Below are 19,056 nucleotides of genomic sequence, written 5' to 3' on the forward strand. Positions count from 1 at the left end.
TGTGCTGTGAAAGTAAATAGGTTCATCTATATCGTTTTAACTACCTTAAAGATAATGAAATAAATCAAATTATGAGTATTTACGGATATTCAATAAAGATAATAAGTAAAAGGAGGGCACTTTTAATGATTTAGAAAATAAATAAGAATAAAAAACCCGGCAGTTGCGCCAACAATTACCGGGCAAATTAAATCTCGGGTGTAAAAACACCGTTAATTATAACTTTAATACTTGAATTTATGAAAAAAAATGCAACTTGTTTTTTTCTGTATTTTAACAGGAAAAAGAAATTATTGCTCGCGATGAAACTTGTATTAATTCTTCTGCTAACAAGTTTCACTCATGTTTCAGCCAGTACTTCATCGAATGTCAGCGATTCTGATTCAAATCGGGATAACACAGAGGTGTCTGATGTTCAGCAAAATGTAGTTTCTGGAAAAGTAACTGACAACAGCGGGGCGCCTCTCCCTGGTGTTACCGTTGTGGTAAAAGGAACAAACAATGGGGTAATTACCGACACCGACGGGAGTTACTCATTAAGCGATGTTTCGCCTGATAATACCCTGATATTTTCTTTTATCGGGATGCAGTCTCAGGAAGTAGCCGTTGGTAATCAAACGGTTATTAATATAACCATGGAAGTTGATGTAATTGGTATTGAAGAAGTAGTTACCATCGGGTACGGTGTACAGAAAAAAACTACCGTAACCGGTGCAATCAGTACCGTTAAAGGGGAAGAATTAGCCAAGGTACCGGTTCCAAATATTTCGCAGGCGTTGGCCGGTAAATTAGCCGGTGTTAGTATGCGTCCTAACGGAGGGCAACCGGGTTTCGATGACCCTGACATACATATCCGCGGTGTTGTTACCACAGGAAACAGCGATCCGTTGGTTGTGGTTGATGGGGTAAAGCGAGATAATATTCGCCAGGTTGATCCGGCCACCATCGAGTCGGTTACAATCCTGAAAGATGCGGCCGCAGTTGCTCCATACGGTATTGGTGGTGCCAACGGCGTAATTCTTATAACCACCAAGAAAGGTACAGCCGGCAAACCTGTGGTTCGCTTAACTTCGTCTTATGGAATTCAGAATCCAACCTATTTGCCGGAAATGCTGAATGCGCAGGATTACATGGCGCTACAAAATGAAGGTTATTACAACTTAACACCAAATGGAACAACTCCTCCTAATAATCCGGATTTAATTGCCGATTATCCGAATTTACACCGACAGGATCCGGATTTATATCCCGACTCAAAATTTATTGATCACTGGAATACAAACGTACCGGTACAGAATTACAACCTTGAATTTAGTGGCGGTTCATCAAAATTTAATTACCACGCAGGTTTGGGATATTATGATCAGGCAGGAATTGTAGATAAAATCAATTATAAAAGGTATAGCTACAATATCAGCCTTGGATTACAGGCAACCAATACTACCAAAGTAAGTATGTCAATTCACGGATCGATAGAAGATACGGATGAACTGGATCCCGGTGAAAGTACTCGTGGAGGGCACCTTTTCAGAACATTTTACAAATTTGTACCTATACAAACATTGCTTTATTCTGATGGCGAACATTGGGGCGAATCATCGGCAAGCTCTCCAATTGCAGCTTTAAAATCAGATGGTTATACGCTGATAAACCGAAAAACCCTTTTAACTTCCATAACCGTAGAGCAGGAATTGCCTTTTATTGAAGGTTTGAATTTTAAAGGCGTTTTTAGCTACGACCCTAATATTCAACGAACAAAACAATGGCACCTTCCATTTATTTATCATGTAATTGATTATTCCACAACGCCCTATTCATTTACCGAAGCACAAACAACACAGGAAGGATGGTCTCCGCTGTATAGCTACCTTAGGATTGAAGAAGAAAGGTGGTCTAATTTTACCTATCAGGCTTACCTGAATTATGCCCGTACATTTGGCGACCACAGTGTAACCGGTTTGCTTGTGGCCGAAGCGAGAGAGTCAACAAGAGATAATTTCTGGACACGCAGAAACAACTTTGCCATATTAATTGATGAAATGGACTTTGGTAGTTCCGATAAAAACGATTACGACAACGGTGGAGCTTCGGCAACCGGTAGCGAAATTGGTTACGTTTATCGTGTAGGCTATAGCTATATGGATAAGTATTTGCTCGAAGCATCGGGCAGATATGACGGGCACTACTACTTTGCGCCGGGAGAACGCTGGGGATATTTTCCAGCATTTTCTGCTGCATGGCGTGTTTCTGAAGAAGGTTTTATGGCCGACAAAGGAAATATCAATAACCTGAAACTAAGGGCATCATGGGGGCAATCGGGTATGCTTGCCGGTGAGGCTTTCCAGTATCTGGCAGGTTACAGCCTTCGCGGAAATGCGTATGCATTTGGAAATGGTTCGCTTGTTCAGGGATCGGCCAACGAAAGTGAACCGAACCCTGAAATTACCTGGGAAGTTTCAACCAAAATGGATATTGGTTTCGATTTAAATATGTGGGACGGGCTTTTGAACCTGGAATTTGACTATTTCCACGAAAAACGTACCGGTATGCTTCTGGCTCCGCAGGTAACACTCCCTGTGGAGTATGGACTCGATTTGTCGGAGGAGAATAAAGGAGAAATGAAAAATAACGGTATCGAAATAAATGCATCAAGTGTTTACAATGTAAACGACGATATGGTTATTGGACTTTCAGCCAACTTTAGTTATGCCAAAAACCAAATGGTAGAAGTATTCCAAAGCGATGCGCAGGCAAATAACCCCAACCGTACATTGGTTGGTCAACCTTTTGGAACACCTTACGGATATAAAGCGTTAGGCCTTTTTACCACCGCTGAAGATACCAATGGCGATGGAATAATAAATTCGGCTGACGGATATAATGTTGAACAGTTTGGCGAACTTCATCCCGGTGATATTAAGTATGCCGACTTAAGTGGCCCTGATGGAGTACCTGATGGAAAAATCGATTCGAATGATGAAACAAAAATTGGTTATCCGGTTTATCCGTTAATGACTTTTGGTTTTACCCCAACTTTGGAATGGAAAAACCTGGATGTTGCCCTATTTTTCCAGGGAGCTGCCAAAGCCAGTATCAGAACCTATCAGTTTATGACAGTGCCTTTTGAGAACAACGGAAGTAACACATCGTATGAATATTTTGATAACCGCTGGACTCCGGAAAATCAGAATGCAAAATACCCGAGGGCTACACCATCTCCTTACAATAATAATACCCAGCAAACCGATTTCTGGATGGTAAATACCAATTACTTACGACTAAAAACCGCTACCATTGGTTATACCCTGCCCAACAGGATAACTGATAAATTGGGTATTGGAGATGTTCGTTGTTATGTAACAGGCCAAAATGTGTTTACAATTAGTAAGCTTAAGCATGTTGACCCGGAGATGGGATACGATTTAAGAGAAACCGCCTATCCGGTAATGAGGTCAACTACATTTGGAATTGATATAACTTTTTAACTTATAATACGATACATCATGAAAAGAAATATAAATAATATACTCCGCTTAGGAATATTAACCTTGTTTATACTAAGTATATCCGCTTGCGATCAGGAGGATTTTCTGGAAAATATTGATAAAGCAAACCTTAGCGATGCTACACAATGGGCATCAGATGGCAATGCCGATATTTTCTTAAATGACGTGTACAGCCAGCTTCCAAATAAGTGGAACTCTGAAGAGAATTTAGATTATTATACCGATGATTATAATATAAGTCACTATTATACGTCATCTAACTGGAGACAGGGTGTATGTATAGCGCCATCATCAAGTACGACTAATCCCTGGGGCGGAACTGAGGGACCAACTGAAAGAAACTATTCGTGGGAAAATTTCTTTGTTTACATCAGAAAAGCAAATACTTTCATTCAAAAGATTGAAGAGAATAAAGAAAACTTTTCTACCGATTGGTACAATAAACGTATGGATGAAGCCAAATTCTTAAGAGCATTTTTCTATAGTGAAATGTTTATGCATTATGGTGGCTTGCCTGTTATTACTGTTCCACTCGACCGAAATGCGATGACAGAAGAAGAATTGCTCTATCCGAGAGAATCGTTTGGTGCTACATTTGATTTTATTGTTAACGAGCTGGAAGCAATCGTTAATAACGGATATTTACCTGTGAAATACAATGCAGGAGATGGAGAAGCCGGACATGCTACAATTGGTGCAGCTCTGGCATTAAAAGGTTGGATGGAACTATTTGCAGCCGGCGAACTCTTTAACAGCGGCACGCCTTATCTGCCAGATCCGGAAAACATCGTTCATTTTGCATCTCCAAGAGCGGGATTGTATGCCCAGGCTGCTGCTACAAATAAAAAGTTTATCGATCAGTATGGCGACGGTCAGTATTACGAACTGTTTGATGATATTGCCAACTTTTGGAGGGCTGCTAACGAATATAACTCTGAGGTAATCTGGGACAGGCAAATTGTTGCCAATGTTTCAGGTATGGGAGCCAATTACGAACGCCGGGGAGGCCCAACTTATGTGTTAGGCCAGTATATGACCTGGGGAAATTACAATCCAACACAGGAATTGGTTGATGAGTTTAAAATGGCAAATGGAAAAGATATCAACGATCCAACTTCGGGTTACGATCCACAAGATCCTTATGTTGACAGAGAACCACGGTTTTACGACTTTATCGTTTACGATGGTGCACCATATAAACTGGATTGGATGCCCGAAACCGACATTATTTATACCCGGATTGATGAAACCTACCCAAATCCGGATAAAACCAACCAGATTGATTTGGCCGGTAAAACTGATGCGGGCGACTCGGGCTATTATCAAAAGAAAAAGCTGAATCCTGATGCACCTCCTGCCGATGATGCCAGCGGACAAAACTTTGTTTATTACCGCTATGCCGAAGTACTGTTAAATTATGCTGAAGCACAAAATGAGGCTGTAGGCCCCGATGCGTCGGTTTACAGTGCTATCAATAAAATAAGAGCGCGTGGTGGTATTCCTGATCTCGAGCCAGGACTGTCGCAGGAAGAAATGCGTGAGGCAATTCGAAGCGAACGTCGTGTTGAACTTTGTTTCGAGAGTAAAAGATACCATGATAACAAACGTTGGAAAATTGCCGAACAAACAATGGGTACCCAGCGTCACAACATGGTGATTAGAAACACGGTTCCAAGCGATAATTCAGGTGTTTGGGTATATAGTGTTGAGGAAGAAGTAAAGTGGACTGCTGCTTTTAATCTGAAACAATATATGACACCTATTCCTCAGGATGTTATTGACCAAAATCCTAAAATCGTACAAAATCCGGGATATTAAACTTTTTTGCTCCAGCTGTAAAACAGCTGGAGCAAATTTTAATCTATACAACTAAACAATAAAAATTGAATTATGACAAATTTTTCAAGAAGAAGGTTTCTTCAAACCAGTTCAATTGGGGCCGCAGGTATAACTGCGTTGCCATTATTACAAAGTTTTAAGGCTGGAGCCAACGATACAATACGTGTTGGATTTATTGGCCTTGGTCAGCAAGCCATGAACTTATTAAACGGATTCCGTCACATAAAAGGAGTTGAAGTAGTGGCCGGAGCAGATGTGTATGGTATTAAAAGAAAACGGTTCGAAAAACAGGTTAAAGAATATTACCCCGATGGAGAGGTGACCACCTATTTGGATTACCGCCCTATTATTGATCGTAGCGATATTGATGCAGTGGTAATTGCAACTCCCGACCACTGGCACGCAATAATTGCTATTGATGCCTGCAATGCCGGTAAAGACATCTACCAGGAAAAGCCAATAACTTTTACCATTAAAGAAAGTATAAAAGTTGCCGAGGCTGTGCGTCGTAATAATGTAATTTTTGCCACAGGAAGTCAGCAACGTTCCGACAGCAATTATCAACATGCCGTTGGTATGGTGCATCGTGAAGCCTTCGGAAAACTCACAAAAGTACAAGCTTATGTAGGTCCGGGCCCCGATCCGTACGATTTACCCGCAGAACCAATTCCGGAAGATCTGGACTGGAATCGTTGGTTGGGGCCACTGCCGCATAGTATTCATTTTAATTCGGCACTTGCATTGCCAATTTCAATCGATCCGCCGGTAAAAGAAAGAGGCTGGGGGCGCTGGAGATATTACAAAGAAACAGGTGGCGGTTTTACCTGCGACTGGGGTGCACACAATTTCGATATCGGTCAGTGGGCACTGAAAAAAGATCACAGCGGGCCGGTTAAAGTGATACCTCCGCGCTACCAGGGAGCCAAATACCTGACCTATGTATATGATAACGGCCTTGAAATGGTAAATGAGCCTTACGACGATCGAAAAACACTTGGGCTTAAATTCTGGGGAGAAGACGGATGGATTGAAGTGTCAAGAGGGCAGATTGCAGCTTCCGACAAGTCCTTACTGCCTCCTGACCAGGGAGAAAAAGATGCAGGACTTTATGAAAGAAGCGCCGGACATGTGGAGGACTTTATCAATTCAGTACGGGCACGCCGCGATCCTATTGCACCGGTAGAAGTCGGTCAACGAACTGTTGCTTGCTGCATATTAGGAAATATTGCCTACGAATTAAACCGTCCGGTACTCTGGTCGCCCGAGGCTCAGTATTTTATCAACGATCCTGAGGCCGAAAAACATTATCACCGAGAATATCACAACGGATATAAATTATAACCATAAAATTATTCGAAATGAATTCTTTATCCAGAAGAAAATTTGTACAAACTACAATAGCAGCAGGAGCCGGAGGGATCCTGCTGCCTAAGAATATGGCAAAAGCAGCTGAGGCACAAACTACAGATTCGCTAAAAGGCAAAAAAGTGCTTTATGTATGGGGAGGCTGGCCGGGTCATGAGCCTGAGCAGTCTGTTGAGGTATTTGTTCCCTGGATGCGATCTGAAGGAGCTGAGGTTGAGGTTTCTAATTCGCTTGATTCCTACCTCGATAAAGATCTGATGGACTCCAGGGATCTTATCATTCAAATCGTCACCATGTCTCAGATTACCCGGGAACAGGAGAGTGGCCTTTTAGCCGCCGTTAAAGAAAACGGAACCGGAATTGCCGGGTGGCACGGCGGACTGAACGATTCGTTCAGGAACAATACCGAATACCAGTTTATGATTGGCTCGCAATGGGTAGCACATCCCGGTAACGTTATCGATTTCAGGGTTAATATTGTCGATCATGATGATCCGATAACCGCCGGCCTCGACGATTTCGATTTACACTCGGAACAATATTACATGCATGTTGATCCGAACGTGAAAGTACTTTCAACAACAAAATTTATTGCAGGTCATGCGCCGTGGGCCGACGGCTGTGTAATGCCGGTAGCTTACAAAAAATATTATGGCGAAGGAAGGGTCTTTTTCTCCTCTTCGGGCCATGTAATGGCTGATTTCGAAGTTCCTGAAGCTTTGGAGATTATGAAAAGAGGAATACGATGGGCCAGCGAAAGTAAATACCAGCCCAAAGAAGATTGGGTGAGTCCGGCCTACCAGTAGTTGAATAAGAACTTTAAAAACGTAATTAATGAGAAATATTGATAGAAGAAGGTTTCTTCAATCTGCTTCTGCTTTAGGTGTTGGTGCGGCATTAATTCCAAACTTATTGAGCTGTTCGCCTTCGCAAAAAGTTAATATAGCCATTATTGGAGTTGGTGGGCGAGGTCGTGAAAACTGGAGTAAAAGCAGGTATGAAAATATTGTTGCTTTATGCGATGTAAACGACGAAAGTGCAGCTGAAGGTTATACTGTCTTCCCGAAAGCCAAACGATATAAAGATTTCCGGAAAATGTTCGACGAAATGGCTAATGAAATTGATGCCGTTATGGTATCAACACCCGATCATAGTCATTTTCCTGCTGCAATGGCGGCCATGCAATTGGGCAAACATGTTTTTGTTGAAAAACCACTGGCTCATAATGTCTGGCAATTAAGAACATTGAAAAAAGCAGCAGAACATTACAATGTAATTACGCAGATGGGCAATCAGGGGCATACAACTGATGGTATCCGGAAAGTAAAAGAATGGTACGACGCAGGAGTAACAGGAGAAGTAAAAGAAATATTTGCCTGGTTTAACGGACCCGAATTTGGCGAAGGAAAATATTTCACCAAACCAGGGCAATACCCGCCTGCAGAACAAGCTATTCCTGAAAGTCTGGATTGGGATTTGTGGCTGGGGCCTGCTGCTGTTCGCCCTTATAACAAAGTTTATGTTCCGCGTTCGTGGCGAGGATTTTATGATTTCGGTAATGGCGAATTAGGCGACTGGGCCTGCCATACGCTGGATGCTCCGTTCTGGTCATTAGAATTAGGAATGCCTACTATTGTTGAAACTGAATTCCATTCGGGTTCTCCTGATGGTTTTGTGCCCGATAAATCGATAATCCGTTTTGAATTTCCGGAAAGAGGTAATAAACCACCGGCAGTTCTGAAATGGTACGAAGGTGGATTAAAACCGGAAAACAGACCTGAATGGGGAATTGATGAATTGCCGCCTTCGGGAATGATTATGGTTGGCGAAAAACAAAGTATAATTACCGGTGGCCGGCCAAATAACGCCATGCTGATTATGTCGGATGAAGAGTGGGAAGATTGGGTTGCCAACAAAATGCCTGCGCCTTCAATTCCCCGAATTGAGGGAGGGCCGGTTAAGGAATTTCTGGATGCCATAAAAGGTAATGGGCCAATGCCCGGTTCGAACTTCAACTATGCAACCGGCCTGACAGAAATGGCGCTGATTGGCGTTCTTGCTCAGCGATTTAATATACGTATTGAATACGATGCAACGAACATGAAAGTAACCAACCACCCTGAGTTGGATCAATTCATTAAAGAGCCCGTTCGTGAAGGTTGGGAATACGGTGAAGAACTTTGGTAAATTCTAATTAAATCTAAGTATATGAATAAAATCAGAACGTCTTTGTTATTTAACACCAGCTGTCTGGCACTGGTAGTTACAGCCCTTTCATTCGGAACCCGTGGTGGCTTTATTACTCCGTGGATGGAAGAATTTAATCTCGCGGGGGCAGAGGTTGGATGGATAGTTGGAACCGCTTTTTGGGGATTTACACTTGCCATGGTAATTTTTGGTCCCCTGATTGATATCTTAGGCATCGGAAAAGTAATGGCAATTGCTTTTGCCTGCCATATTATTGGCCTTACCTGGACCATTTTTGCTCAGGGCTTTTGGTCGCTTTTCTTTTCAACCATGTTTATTGGTATTGCAAACGGAAGTGTTGAAGCCGCAGCAAACCCGTTGGTTACGGCCCTTTATCCGAATAATAAAACGGCAAAGCTGAATCGCTTTCACATGTGGTTTCCGGCCGGTATTGTAATCGGAGGCCTTATCGTTTTCTTTTTAAACGAAATTGGTATTGGGTGGCGTATTCAAACAGCCGTAATGTTAGTGCCTACATTGGTGTACGGTATATTATTCTTCGGTCAGAAATTTCCGAAAACGGAAAGGGTTACCGTTGGAGCATCGTACAAGGATATGCTTAAAGCCTGTGTGTCTCCGTTATTTCTGTTTATGGCTTTTTGCATGTTGTTTACAGCTGCCACCGAATTAGGAACCAACCAGTGGATTGCGGCGTTGTTTAATAATTCGGTAAGTAATTTATTTGGCGAAGGAATTGGTGCAATCTTGATCCTGGTTTGGATTTCGGCAATTATGGCTTTAGCCAGATTAGTTGCGGGGCCGGTTGTTCACCGTTTATCGGGTATTGGAGTGTTGCTGTTCTCTGCTGTTTTTTCCGGAATCGGCCTTTATTTAATGAGCATCTCATCCGGTGCAGTATTATTTGCGTCGGCTACGGTTTTTGCATTGGGCATTGGATTCTTTTGGCCGAATATGTTGGGAGTAGTTGCCGAAAAAGTACCCACAAGCGGGGCTTTGGGATTAGCCATAATGGGAGGAATTGGCTTCCTTGGAGGAGCTATTGCTCAACCCGTATTGGGTAAAATTTATGATGTGCAAACTACCAAGTTTGGGGATGATTTAGCTGCAGGTGCAGCTACACTCCAGTATGTTATTATTCTTACCGCATTTCTTTCGCTGGCTTTTTTGTACTTGTTTTTAAAACATAGAAAAAAGAAAGTTGTAGAAGCTTAGAAAAATACTTGACTTAAATAGTTTGATTAGTTTAGTTAGTATTACTTCAGTATTGGCATTTGATTAACCATCATTATTGCCAATACTGTTTTTTTTAAGCCAGTGCTGAAATGAATGTGTCTTTACGCAATGTTTTTGTCATTAACTATTTAAGTTTTTATTCGAGGCAAGTCATTGTTGTTCAGCGAAATGTAAAAATAGAAAAAAATTCTTTCTCGTTGGCTGAAGGATTACAATGATGATATTGGCGGTGAGCGAGCTTTGAGAGGAGAGGCATAGTCACAAGCCAGCCCCTCCTATGTGAAACTCGTTAAATTCTGCTCCATTGCAAATAGCAAGAAACATTTGTATGTCTAGTCTTTTTTCTTTTGTTCTAAACTTCAATCTTTCTTAAAAACCCGGTACGAATGCGGCATTAAAGTAATACTGAATTTGCTGGTTTTTTCAGCATCTCTCATCCGGCGGCTAAAGAAGCTTGGTATTTCTTCGGGGAGTTTTTCAATCGTAACTCCTTCGGAAATATCGGAGATGGCGGAAAGATCTTCGGTGCTAACCAGTTGAATGGTTACAGGTTCATCCAAAAACGACTCAATTATAAATGTATCATTGTCGTAAACAAAAAGGCTTACTTTGGCCGGTCCTTCAATGTACATTCCCAAATCTTTGCTCATAATCTGGCGAAATATATTCAAAACACCATCGGGCAAATCGTAAAGGTTTCCAAAATCGTCGGGAATAGTTATCACATACAGGTTTCCTTTAGAATATTGCGTGCGAAGCAGCATTGGATAACCGCTAACACCATTTGTCAGCGGACGTCCGGCACTAACAATTTCCCAGGCATCGTTGGTTTGATACAGCACCTGAGGAATCAGGATGTCTTTTTCGGTTTTTCCGAAGAAGCCAAAATCGTTAATAAGTGCGTTCTTATCGCCTGCACGCAACTCGGCAATGTCGGCAATGTCGTTTTCTATGGCTTTTAACAAGCTGCTGGTAATTACTACATCGCCGCCTTTTTGCAACTGCTTTTTCATTTGGCTTACAATATCGCTATCGTATTTGGCTTGTTCAGTAAGCAGTATTACTTTCTGGTCTTCCGGAAATTCGGAGTACATATCCATAGGCAGGCCAATCATTCCGAGGTAATTTTGCAGGAAATCGTCGCCCAGAGAATGATAAGGTTTGTATGATTTAATCCCGATTGGCTTACCCAGTTGGCCAACAACTTCATCAGCTTGTTCCAAAGCTACAGCGGCCACACGGGCTATGGTCGATGGTGTTACGGTTTTACCATCGGGCAACTGAATGGGTTTCATCATTTCGTCGTAATCAAAACTGGTGCCCGTACCTTGCCACTGTTTTCGGTGAATTTCGGGACGCAGTTGCACGTCGGTTAGTTGATTGTAGGCAAACAACATAATTTCCGGTGCTTTGGCAAACATCGTAAGCCAGAGTTGTTCGGCGTAGCGGTCCATTCCCATGTTCGAGCCGCCGGCATCAACCCATCCACCAAAGTTGTAGCCCGGGCGTAAGTTGTCGAAATAGCGAATAATGTTGTAGCTCAGGTAGTTTTGCAGATGTTGTGCATACGACGGATCGCGTGTTTCTGTGCCTGTCCACACTCCATCAAACAGGTGTGCCCCGTTTTGCAGGTCAAACCCAAGCCCCTGAAAATGATCGTACCAATTGGGGTATTTGATGATCACTTTTACATTGGGATTCACTTTTTTAGCCGGTTCCAGAACCAGTTCTTTTCCGGCTTTAGTCATTAGTTTTGTGCGGTACTCCGTCCAGCTCATGTCGCCTTTGGCTTCAATCTCGATATCGGATTTACAGCTGGTAAAAAAGAAATCGTCGAGAATAAAATCGTCAAAATGACGGGCAGTGTGTTCGGCAATTTGTTGCACAATTTCCCGGTGTTCAGGATTGGAATAGCAAAAGGTTTCAAAATTGTTCGATTCGTCGATGGTGTAGGTAATTCCTCCTCCAACTTCCAGACCTTTATCCAAAAAATATTGCTTTGCCTGCTCCAGTGTTTCATCAGGAACGATTAGTAAATCGCGATGAGTTTCCAGGTAAATTTTATCGATTTTTACCTGGTTCGAAATGATGGTCCAGGTGGAGTCGAGCCAGTTCAGGTCTTTCATTTTTTCTACCTCGTAAGCCCTGACATACACCGACACTTTATAATTTTTGTAGTTCCCGGCTTGCGAAAACAGTGTAACACCGGCGAGTACAAGTAAAATAATAATTCGTTTCATAATAGGTTTTTATTGGTTTTAAATGCGGAGCTTTTTAGCATCCATGTTATTTTCAGCTTATTCTTCTTTCAGAAGTTGTTGAGCAGCCAAAGCCAAAAACATATAATGCGACGAGCCGCCGCCAAGCACATATTCAACCTGTTGCCACAGGTATGGAAACTCCAGCAGTTCAGGGAAATCGGGGCGAATAAGTGCCGTACCCGACACAACGCCACCCGGAATGTACGACCAGTCGGCACGATTTAAACCATAACCAACAGTTGCCGAGCGCGCACCAATTCCCGAAGCAAACGACGAAGTGTTGGAACCCGGATGGCATCCTAAAATAAAATTCAGCGCATTATAAATGTATTCCGGGCTAAAAATATCGGGGTAGGCCGTGTGTAAAAAGTATTGCTTGAAACCGAAGGACTGGATATCCCATCCTGCTCCCCAGATACGCGGGCGATAAGGGATTCCGTAAGGCGTTTCGGCACCTTGCTTTTTAATTTGTTCGTTGAGGCCACTCATGGCTTCCCTGATTGCTTTGGTAAAATCAGGATCGTTGATCTTTTTCTCGGCGCGGCCAATGTACCAGCCAACAAATCCTATTGCTTGTGTAATAAATTCGGTTTCGGAAAGCAGGTAATTTTTGTACAGGTCATCGCCGGTGGTAAGGTATAGTTCGGTGGCGGCGTGTATTTTGGCTGCTTTGGAACGTCCGTTGGCATCAGTAACCTCAAATAAGGTTTTGGCACAATCAAGGGCCTGTGTGCTGAGCGTATCGTTAAATCCTTTCAGCACTCGCGCTGTAGCAGCCATTTGTGCGGCAGTGGTTAATTCGCGGTATGGATTGTCTTCGGTAAACACCCAGCGGTCGTCGTCGTTGCCCGGCTCGTTGTCGGTCATTGCCGCCGCATCGCCCAGCATAACATATTGCCGTAGGTTGTTGCAGATAATACCGCGGTAAAGACGGCCCAAAGCCCGGTATCCGCCAATTACGGTAAGTGCGCCGTTTTCTATCTGTTGTAAAATGTCGGCTTTCCCATCGGGCTGGTGGATTTCAGTAATTCGCTTTTGCTGATCGATAGAAGTTACATCATAATCCACCCCAAATGCTTCGTAAGCCAGTGCCAGAATATAAGCTTCGCCAGCCTGCGATTCTACACGCAGATCGAAGTCGCCGGCATCGTGCCAGCCACCAATATTTAATCCCGGAACAACGTCGCCGGGTGCATAATCAGTTAAAGTTGACGCTCCCTGCACATAACCATCGATGTGGTTAAAATTAACCGGTGCCATTCGTGCATCGTCCATGTGGCAGTCGTCGTGCCAAACACGGTATTTTTCATTTACCCGCATATGACACATCTGAACGGGCAGAAAATATTCCAGAACAGGCTGCCAAACCCCGCGGTCGTAAACCGCATCATCAATCCGAAAAACCGGAGAAGCAGCATTGCCGTAACGCACCTGGTAAAGTCCCGGAGCATCTATTTCCGAGAAATCGAATTTCAGGTAATTATAACGCAGAAACTGTCCCCATTCTTCACCGGGTTTACTGAGTACTTCTTCTTCTTCCGAAGCCGTAATTTTAAACAGCACCGGAATTTCTGTTTTTTCAGTGCGTTTATCGAGCTCAATAACAGCTGTTTTTTGTTGATTGCAGGTGTAGCCAATTTGCGAAGTTTGAACCACAGGTGTGTACTGCCAGTCTTCAACAACATTGGGTGTAATGATCCATTTTATGGCGGCTGTTGTTTTTCCTGCGGGAATTTCGCTGCGAACCACAAACCAGCCGTTGTTGTGATTCATACGACCGTCGTAGAGCTTTAAGGCCGCTCCCTCACTTGTAATGCCGAATTTCCCGTAAGGATCATCGGGGCGTACCACAAAGTGGTGCCCCTGAGCATAAGGCTCAGCAACAATGTCATCGGCAATAATCGGGCTGTATCCTTCGCCGGCAAGGTGTTCTGCCGAGGCTTTTCCATCAGGATTAAAATTGCCCGGATGTTTAAAGTTCGATGGCTCGTAACGGGTTGGTCCGTTGGCTTGCATAGGGAAAATTCCGGTTTTATCGTCCATAATCCAGGGCTTTCCGAATAATGCTCCCGGAAACAATTCCATATTAAAACCCACTTTCCCCAGGTAGTTTTGCGGAACGGGCTGCTCCAGGTCAACGGTAACGATAACAGAACCGCCTTTGCCTTCAACATTTACCGTGTAGTTGATTTGTAAATCGGGGTAAACCATTGGATTAAATCCGGTAATGTGGCGCGATGAGTCGGGGAAACTCAACTGTGCAGTAATTGTATTTTTTTCCTGGTTCGTAACGCGGTCGTGTTGTTTCGGCACCGGCTGCCATTGTCCGGGCATAGGCTCCAGTCGGATGTCGCCATTTGTGGCAATCCGGTTTCCGTGCATAATAAGCGATACGCCGCCCTGGTGGCCTTCCGGATAAATATCATCGAAAGCCATTACATCAACTCCCTGGTTTTGAAAATAACCGGATGAAATAAGTTTAAATTCCTGCGCGTTGAGGTTCGTAATCGTAAATACTACCAGAAAACAAAATAGGAAAGAAAGTTTCTTCATAATTCAGATTTTAGGTTATTGGTTTTTTACACTAAACAGATTTATTATTTGTTCTGCTTAACAAATTTATAAAAAATTGTAAATAGTACAATAAGGGGCGTCGAAACTAAAAATGAATCGAGGTAACTATATTGTATATAAATAAAAACAGATCATATGTTTTGAATTGATAATTTATATTGTAGTTGTTACAAATAGGCGCAAAATACAACTTTTTAGAGGTGGTTAGTTGTCAGTGGTACAGTTGTTTATGGTTTATTGGTAAAAGATGCCTGGTTGGCGGGTTTACAGGAATGGAAGCGCAAATAGCATTTCTTAATGAGAGGCCTAAATGCTGTTTTGATACACTGCCAGCAGTCAAATTTATCTAAACTTAAAACTAAAATATCTAAAATTATAAGTCGGATTTACACTGATAATGTAGTTTTGACAATTACTAACAAACGATTTATCAAACTTGAAAGAATGGACTGTAAAAAACTATTATCATTAACCGTATTTTCTCAAAATACAAATTTCGCTTGTGATTTCCGGTTATTCAATAAAGAAGGACAAGTGATACCTGGCTGTAAATTTAATTCGTTCATATTGTCGTTCACCTGATTTGTTCTGTTAGGGGTGTTAAGCATATTATAACACAACCATTGTGCAAATTATGCGTGTTTAACGAAGTAGAATGAAAAATCGGGGTTTTAATCTTTTTGCATCAAATTTATTACTCCTGTTTTTCCGGAAATTTCATTAAGCACCGAAGTTTAAAAAGGTTTAGTTGAACGTACGATGCAGTGTTGGTGATGTTTAGACTCCTATCGTCAGATAAAACTCAGAATGAATGAAAATATAACTAAGAGCTTGGGGCTATTTTAGGGTGTATTCCGCCTGTATAAATAACCGCTATCTTCTTGGATTTAATTCAAATTTATTAATCAAAACTATTTATTTATGAAAAAAGGCAAATTATTTCAGGTTGCACTAATGATGCTGCCTATGATGCTCCTAACTCTCTGGAGTTATGGACAAAACGTCAATTTACGGGGTACTGTAGTTGATGGTTCCGGAAGTCCGCTTCCGGGCGTTACCATTGTTGTAAAAGGCACCATGGAGGGAACTATTTCAAACACCGATGGAAGTTACTCTTTTTCAGATGTTCCGGGTGATGCTACACTTGTATTTTCTTTTATAGGAATGAGAACTCAGGAAATTTTGGTCGATGGGCAAAACACGATTAATGTTACCATGGAAGAAGCGGCAATTGGTATCGAAGAAGTAGTTGCAATTGGTTATGGGGTTCAAAAGAAAAAGTTAACCACAGGTGCCAATATTAATGTTGGTTCCGATGATCTCATTCAGCAAAGCACAAGTGAAGCGCTTGATGCAATTCAAGGCCAGGCTCCCGGTGTTAATATTGTCCAGAATTCCGGTATGCCTGGGGAAGGATTTAAAGTAAATATTCGTGGCCTGGGTACAATTGGTAACTCTCAGCCATTATATGTAATTGATGGAGTTGCAGGTGGGGATATAAATAATCTGAGTCCTGCCGACATTGAGTCGATTGATATTCTTAAAGATGCTGCATCGGCTGCAATTTACGGTTCACGTGCTGCAAATGGTGTAATTTTGGTTACAACAAAGCAGGGCCGCAGAGGTGATATGCAAGTAGCCTATGACGGTTATTATGGATTTCAGCAAATTGAAAATCTGGAACAGCCACTCAATGCGCAGCAGTTTATGGATATCTATAATGAAGAAAGAGTTGTTTCCGGTAGAGATGCGATAGACTTTGCAAGTACAATTCCCGATTTGTATCAGAAAATACAAAGTGGGCAGTGGAATGGTACCAACTGGTTAGAAGAGGCATACAATAAAAATGCGCCAATACAAAACCATGCGGTAAATATTAGCGGTGGTTCTGAGCAATCTGTTTTTTCAATGGGTTTCTCTTATGCTTCTCAGGAAGGTGTTTTGGGTAAGCCGGTTGAACCTAACTACGACAGGTACACTGTGAGGTTAAACAGCGACCATACAATTTACAGGAAAAATGATCTGGATATAATAAAAGTAGGTCAAACCTTCAATTACAGTTACAGCAAAAAAGGCGGTATTGCCATTGGTGGAATGTATTATAATGATGTACGTAACTTGTTAGTAGGAAGCCCACTGGTTCCCGTTTATAATAGTGAAGGAGAATATTATGCTTCTGATGATTTGGCAGCCTCGGGTTTGGTTGGATTATCATCAAGGATCTATAATCCCATTGCACAGATGCATCTAAACAGAGGGATGAATGAGTCCAGAAACTATAACATCAACAGTAATGCATATTTGGAAATTCAGCCGATAAGAAACTTAATATTCAGAAGCAGTTATGGATACCGGTATAACGGGAATAGTTATCGCAGCTATCAGCCGGAATACAACTTGGCCGGAGACGTATCCTTAACTCCCGGACGCATCACGCAGTCTTCAGGAAACGGACACAGCTGGACCTTTGAAAATACCTTGAATTACAGGTTTAATTCGGGCAATCACAATATTGACGTTCTTGTGGGACAGTCTATGGAGAAATGGGGCCTGGGAACAAATATGAGTGCAACAAACGCCAATCCAACATTTCTTGGATTTGAGCATGCTTACCTGAACAATACCGATGGATTAACTACTGGTGTTACTAGTATTTCGGGCGGCCCGCTTAGCAGAGGGCAGCTTGCTTCTTTCTTTGGCAGGGTAAATTACGACTATGCCGAAAAGTACTTGTTGACCTTAGTAATGAGAGCTGATGGTTCTTCTAATTTTGCAAGTGGAAATCGTTGGGGTTATTTTCCATCTGTTTCAGCAGGCTGGGTAATGACAGAGGAAGGATTTCTTCAAGATAATGGTTTTGTAGATTTTCTGAAGTTGAGAGTCAGCTGGGGACAAAATGGTAATTCCCAAATCGATCCATTCCAGTATTTGGCACTCGTTGGATTCAATAAAGACAACAATTATCGCTTTGGCAGTAACAGAGACGTGATGCAGCTGGGGGGATATCCATCTATATTACCTAATCCTGATGTTAGCTGGGAAACTTCAGAACAATTGAATGTTGGTGTGGATGCAAATTTTTTGGATTCACGACTTCAGTTGGTTTTAGACTATTACAAAAAGACAACAAAAGACTGGTTAGTTCGTCAACCGTTGCCTGCAATTTTTGGAGCACAGGCTCCTTATTATAATGGTGGAGATATTGTGAACAAAGGGGTCGAGCTTTCTTTGCGATGGAATGATCACATTGGTGAATTTAACTATGGAGCACATTTTAACATCGCCGAAAATAAAAATGAAGTTACCCGATTGGGTAATGCAAGCGGATTTATACAAAGTGATGGAAGTATAATTTCACAGGGAACGGATCCAGTATGGCGCGTTGAAACCGGATTTCCTGTAGGTTATTTTTATGGTTACAAAACAGCCGGAATATTCCAAAACCAGGAAGAAATTGATAACTGGACACAAGGTTATCTGCAAGAAAACCCACAACCTGGAGATGTAATTTTCTTAGACACTAATGGTGATAATACTGTAACTCCTGATGATAAAACAATGATTGGTAATCCTCATCCTGATTTTAGAATAGGATTTGGAATCAACTTTGAATACAAAGGGTTAGATTTTGCCGTTACGGCCAAAGGTGCATTCGGTCATCAGATTTTGAAATCGTACCGCTCATTTGCCGACAACGAATTTCATAATTACACCGATCGTATTTTAACCCGGTGGAATGGCGAAGGTACTTCCAATCTTCTGCCACGCTTAACTGCCGGTAACACTACGAACAGAATCAATATCTCGGAAATTTATATTGAAGACGGAGATTTTGTCAAAATCCAAAACGTAACGCTGGGATATGATTTCAAAAAATTGATGCCAAATATACCTTTAGGACAGGCACGTTTATATGTTACCGCACGTAACCTGTTTACATTTACCGACTATTCAGGCATGGATCCTGAAGTAGGATACGGCAATGAGCAGCCTTTTGTATCAGGTATTGATTTAGGTTTTTATCCTTCACCACGTTCATATATGATTGGTGTAAATCTTAAATTTTAAAA

At 42.1% G+C, this 19,056-nt stretch carries 9 protein-coding genes; 7 read left to right on the forward strand and 2 right to left on the reverse strand.

Translation table 11 applies throughout. The features are described from left to right. Nucleotides 1-302: 302 nt before the first annotated feature. From BMW53_RS09235 to BMW53_RS09260, 6 genes are all read left to right on the forward strand, one after another. Nucleotides 303-3,485, forward strand: a complete 3,183-nt coding sequence (locus tag BMW53_RS09235) for a SusC/RagA family TonB-linked outer membrane protein (protein ID WP_081804933.1) — start codon at nucleotides 303-305, stop codon at nucleotides 3,483-3,485. A gap of 18 nt (nucleotides 3,486-3,503) precedes the next feature. Next, a complete protein-coding gene (locus BMW53_RS09240; RefSeq protein ID WP_038555124.1) occupies nucleotides 3,504-5,324 on the forward strand; it encodes a RagB/SusD family nutrient uptake outer membrane protein in 1,821 nt (606 codons plus the stop codon). A gap of 72 nt (nucleotides 5,325-5,396) precedes the next feature. Further along, on the forward strand, nucleotides 5,397-6,686 hold the full coding sequence (locus tag BMW53_RS09245; protein ID WP_038555121.1) for a Gfo/Idh/MocA family protein: 1,290 nt from the start codon (nucleotides 5,397-5,399) through the stop codon (nucleotides 6,684-6,686). Between the two features lie 17 nt (nucleotides 6,687-6,703). Next, nucleotides 6,704-7,516, forward strand: a complete 813-nt coding sequence (locus BMW53_RS09250; RefSeq protein ID WP_217642920.1) for a ThuA domain-containing protein — start codon at nucleotides 6,704-6,706, stop codon at nucleotides 7,514-7,516. A gap of 28 nt (nucleotides 7,517-7,544) precedes the next feature. Next, a complete protein-coding gene (locus tag BMW53_RS09255) occupies nucleotides 7,545-8,897 on the forward strand; it encodes a Gfo/Idh/MocA family oxidoreductase (RefSeq protein ID WP_038555119.1) in 1,353 nt (450 codons plus the stop codon). Nucleotides 8,898-8,918: 21 nt separating this feature from the next. Beyond that, a complete protein-coding gene (locus BMW53_RS09260; protein WP_038555116.1) occupies nucleotides 8,919-10,130 on the forward strand; it encodes an MFS transporter in 1,212 nt (403 codons plus the stop codon). Nucleotides 10,131-10,510: 380 nt separating this feature from the next. Here the strand turns inward: BMW53_RS09260 and BMW53_RS09265 are convergent, their stop codons facing one another. Together BMW53_RS09265 and BMW53_RS09270 are read right to left on the reverse strand one after the other, a co-directional pair. Then, on the reverse strand, nucleotides 10,511-12,391 hold the full coding sequence (locus BMW53_RS09265) for a putative glycosyl hydrolase (protein WP_051567545.1): 1,881 nt from the start codon (nucleotides 12,389-12,391) through the stop codon (nucleotides 10,511-10,513). A 57-nt stretch (nucleotides 12,392-12,448) separates the two neighbouring features. Beyond that, nucleotides 12,449-14,965, reverse strand: a complete 2,517-nt coding sequence (locus BMW53_RS09270) for a glycoside hydrolase family 9 protein (protein WP_038555113.1) — start codon at nucleotides 14,963-14,965, stop codon at nucleotides 12,449-12,451. A 942-nt stretch (nucleotides 14,966-15,907) separates the two neighbouring features. On the opposite strand from BMW53_RS09270, the gene BMW53_RS09275 reads away from it, so the two are divergent. Then, complete coding sequence (locus tag BMW53_RS09275) at nucleotides 15,908-19,054, forward strand: SusC/RagA family TonB-linked outer membrane protein (protein WP_038555110.1); 3,147 nt, start codon at nucleotides 15,908-15,910, stop codon at nucleotides 19,052-19,054. Nucleotides 19,055-19,056 lie beyond the last annotated feature (2 nt).

It is taken from the genome of Draconibacterium orientale, assembly GCF_900111425.1.
Taxonomy (GTDB): Bacteria; Bacteroidota; Bacteroidia; order Bacteroidales; family Prolixibacteraceae; genus Draconibacterium; species Draconibacterium orientale.

Coding starts and splice junctions, on each gene's coding strand:
- BMW53_RS09235 (WP_081804933.1), top strand. CDS start 303: ATGAAACTTGTATTAATTCTTCTGCTAACAAGTTTCACTCATGTTTCA.
- BMW53_RS09240 (WP_038555124.1), top strand. CDS start 3,504: ATGAAAAGAAATATAAATAATATACTCCGCTTAGGAATATTAACCTTG.
- BMW53_RS09245 (WP_038555121.1), top strand. CDS start 5,397: ATGACAAATTTTTCAAGAAGAAGGTTTCTTCAAACCAGTTCAATTGGG.
- BMW53_RS09250 (WP_217642920.1), top strand. CDS start 6,704: ATGAATTCTTTATCCAGAAGAAAATTTGTACAAACTACAATAGCAGCA.
- BMW53_RS09255 (WP_038555119.1), top strand. CDS start 7,545: ATGAGAAATATTGATAGAAGAAGGTTTCTTCAATCTGCTTCTGCTTTA.
- BMW53_RS09260 (WP_038555116.1), top strand. CDS start 8,919: ATGAATAAAATCAGAACGTCTTTGTTATTTAACACCAGCTGTCTGGCA.
- BMW53_RS09265 (WP_051567545.1), bottom strand. CDS start 12,391: ATGAAACGAATTATTATTTTACTTGTACTCGCCGGTGTTACACTGTTT.
- BMW53_RS09270 (WP_038555113.1), bottom strand. CDS start 14,965: ATGAAGAAACTTTCTTTCCTATTTTGTTTTCTGGTAGTATTTACGATT.
- BMW53_RS09275 (WP_038555110.1), top strand. CDS start 15,908: ATGAAAAAAGGCAAATTATTTCAGGTTGCACTAATGATGCTGCCTATG.